This window comes from Streptomyces sp. NPDC051776 (genome assembly GCF_040681345.1).
Taxonomy (GTDB): Bacteria; Actinomycetota; Actinomycetes; order Streptomycetales; family Streptomycetaceae; genus Streptomyces.
Map to the genome: position 1 here is coordinate 1 of NZ_JBFAYQ010000137.1, position 2,970 is coordinate 2,970.

At 68.6% G+C, this 2,970-nt stretch carries 2 protein-coding genes and 1 pseudogene; 2 read left to right on the forward strand and 1 reads right to left on the reverse strand.

Annotation, left to right across the window (positions count from 1 at the left end):
- Nucleotides 1-108, forward strand: a pseudogene (locus AB0M26_RS31660) (IS5/IS1182 family transposase); the annotation flags it as partial.
- A 609-nt stretch (nucleotides 109-717) separates the two neighbouring features.
- Nucleotides 718-2,022: a hypothetical protein gene (locus tag AB0M26_RS31665; protein ID WP_365266431.1), complete on the forward strand. Its 1,305-nt coding sequence runs from the start codon at nucleotides 718-720 to the stop codon at nucleotides 2,020-2,022.
- Nucleotides 2,023-2,277: 255 nt separating this feature from the next.
- On the opposite strand, the gene AB0M26_RS31670 is transcribed toward AB0M26_RS31665, so the two are convergent.
- The gene (locus AB0M26_RS31670; protein WP_365266434.1) at nucleotides 2,278-2,583 is read right to left on the reverse strand and encodes a DUF6247 family protein; all 306 of its coding nucleotides are present in this window, start codon (nucleotides 2,581-2,583) and stop codon (nucleotides 2,278-2,280) included.
- Nucleotides 2,584-2,970 lie beyond the last annotated feature (387 nt).

Here is a 2,970-nt window from a genome sequence, read left to right on the forward strand (position 1 = left end):
CCGGCGCTCGGACGCTCCCGAGGCGGCCTGACCAGCAAGATTCACCTGGCCTGCGACGGCGACGGCCGCCCGCTCGCCTTCACCGTCACAGGCGGAAACACCAACGACTGCCCCGGGCCGAAGGCGGCTCCAGCACAGGCGCACTGCTCCAGCAGAGCGTTGCGCAGGAGGGACGGCAGAACAACGCCTGCGCCAACCCCAACGACCTCTCCCTCACCGCCACAGGCTCCACCAGCACCGCCGGGTGCACGGCCGTCGACCGCTCCCGCAACATCGGCTCGGTCTACCGGTAAGTGAGTGCACGCATTCCCGGCTTGTTGTTGGGTCGATCAGTGGCGGGCTGCCGCGTTGAGACGGCGCAGGGCGGTATGGGCGGGTGGGCCCCAGGTGGGTTTTCCGCCGGGGCGGCCTGTGCCTGTAGCCGGATGGCGCGCGTTGCTGTGTTCCTGCAGCGGAGCCTACGCGGGGCGGCCCTATGGGGAGTTCTATTCGTCCGTACGGTCCTCGTTTGTGGGCTGTGCGTGGGCGCGGGCTGATCACGGAACGTAGCATCGGCTTCGGCGCCGCGGCGATTTTGGAACATCCTCTGACAGGGCATTGGGCCGCCGCCTTTCGTGCTGTGCACCACAGGAGGTTCTGATGTCGGGTATCCCAGTGTCGGGGGCGCCAGAGCAGGGTAGTGCGGGGCGAAGTCGCGGGGGCAGAGAATCCTGGTGGATGGTCCTGCGGGCTTGGGCGGCGGGGCTGGCGGTGCTGGCCGGGATGGCCGTCCCGCTCACCGTGGCCACACCTGCCGCCGCACAACCGCCCCCCAGCGGGATCGGCGCCTACATCGCCAACCAAGGATCGGACACAGTATCGGTGTGGGATCCCGGCAACCCTGCTGTGAACCCCCATCTTGTCGCCACCGTCCCCGTCGGTGACGCACCTGTCGACGTGGCGATCAGCCCGGACGGCAGGCGTGTCTACGTCGCCAACAGCGGCTCGGCCCAGCAGCCGGGCAGCGTGTCGGTGATCGACACCGCCACCAGCACCGTCGTCGCCACCATCCCCGTCGGCGCCGGCAACACCCCCAGTGGTGTGGCGGTCCACCCGAACGGCACCCGCGTCTATGTCACCGTCACTCGCGGGGCCCAGCCGGGCAGCCTGTTGTCGATCGACACCGCCACCAATACCGTCGTCGCCACCATCCCCGTCGGCCTCGGCCCCAACGACGTGGCGGTCAGGCCGGACGGTGCCGTCGGCTACGTCACCAATTCGGGCTCGAACAATCTGACGGGATTCCGCCCCGCCGACAACAGCACCTTCACCGTCGCCAACGTCGGCATGGACCCTCAGGATGTGGCGTTCAGCCCTGACGGCGGTCTCGCCTACGTCACGGCCCTCGGCGTGGTGTCGGTGATCACCACCGACAACAGCACAGTCGTCAACCAGATCTCCCTCCCCGACGGACCGGACGGCCCCGCTGAACCCACTGGTGTGCTGGTCTCCCCCAACGGCGGCAACATCTACGCCACCCTCCTGCAGGCGGGCGCTGTGGCGGTAATCGACCCCTCTGACGACAACAGCGTTTCCACCGTCGAGGTCGGCGCTGATCCCGTCGGCATCGCGTACAACAACAACACCGAGTTCGCCGGCGGCGTTTGGGTCACCAATTCCAACTCGAACACTGTGTCGGTGATCGACGATGTTCTTCTCCCTCGCGTGTCCGAGACGCTCTCCGGCGGCTTCAACCAGCCTGTGGCCGTGGCGATCGGGGCCGTTCCCGTGTCGCCGCAGCCGCAGATTCCGACCATGGACTCCGTGCCGAGCAAGAGCTACGGGGACGGCGACACGGTCGTGTACGGCCATGGCAACAACATTGGCGGGCGCGACAACCTGGTCGGCTCCGGGCACACCGCGGGCACGGGCCACGTCGTGGGCACGGGCCACGTCGTGGGCACGGGTAACCCGTGGTGGCTTGGGCCAGGCGGGTCGGCGTCACGGATTCGGCGCATGTCCTGGGTGGACGGCAGTAGCTAGCCGAGCCAGACGATGTCGATGATGTAGAGGCGACCAGCCGCACGATTCACCCAATAAACGGCCGTGAGCTGGCCGACCGAGGCGGAGCGTACGTCCTCGCCTTCGGGGTGTCACGGCTGTCGAAGGTCGGAAAGCTCCACGGATCCCGTGCGGCGATGTCCAGCACGTCTCGCAGCATCTCCTGGGCATGGTCCGGGAGTTCATCGAGAGCTGTCAGGGCCTGTGGTGAGAGGCGCGCCGGCCAGGACCCGTCGCTCACCGCCGGGGCCCGAAGATGTCGTCAAGGGCAATGCCTCCGGAGTCGTCGCGGCCGGAGGCGATAAAGGCCTGCACCGCCGGTGCGGCTGCCAGGCGTGCCTGCCAGGCGCGGACGAGGTCGATGCACCGGGTCAGGCTGTAGCTGTGCCGGGAGTCTTCCAGCGCGGCCGCCCACGCCTGCTCAAACGCCGGGACCCATGTGGAGGCGCGTGGGTGGGTCCGCAGGCGGGCGAGCAATTCGGCCGCGGTCGCCGGCCCGGGGGCCGACGGTGGCGTGGGTGCGTGCTCAGGCTGGGCAGTCATTCCAGGCGCTCCTCGAAGCTGGGCTCAACACCCACCGCAGCGACGCAGAGGCGGTCTGCGTACCGACCCGACCAGAGTGCTCGGGAGCCCACGGCTGCTTGAGCGAGGGGGAGTTGGACCGGTGTCTCAGATTCTTGGTGGTCAGTTGAGTTCCGTGTCGACTGCTGGCACGGCATCGACGCGCCCTTCCGCAACGCGGGTGCCGCGGCCGGATCGGCGGCCTGGTACGGCCGCACTTCGCTCACCCGCCCGGCACCGCCCCGCCCGGCGGCCGCCACAACCCCGAGACCATCTAGTACTCCAGTGCGGTTTTGTGATCTATCCAGTGGGTCCGTCGGCGGATCGTCGTTGGTAGTGGCTGCGTCGGGCTGTTGCTTGGTGGCGTCT

Excerpts from the sequence above, each read along its gene's own strand:
- AB0M26_RS31670 (WP_365266434.1), bottom strand. The coding sequence starts at position 2,583 with ATGACTGCCCAGCCTGAGCACGCACCCACGCCACCGTCGGCCCCCGGG.
- AB0M26_RS31665 (WP_365266431.1), top strand. The coding sequence starts at position 718 with ATGGTCCTGCGGGCTTGGGCGGCGGGGCTGGCGGTGCTGGCCGGGATG.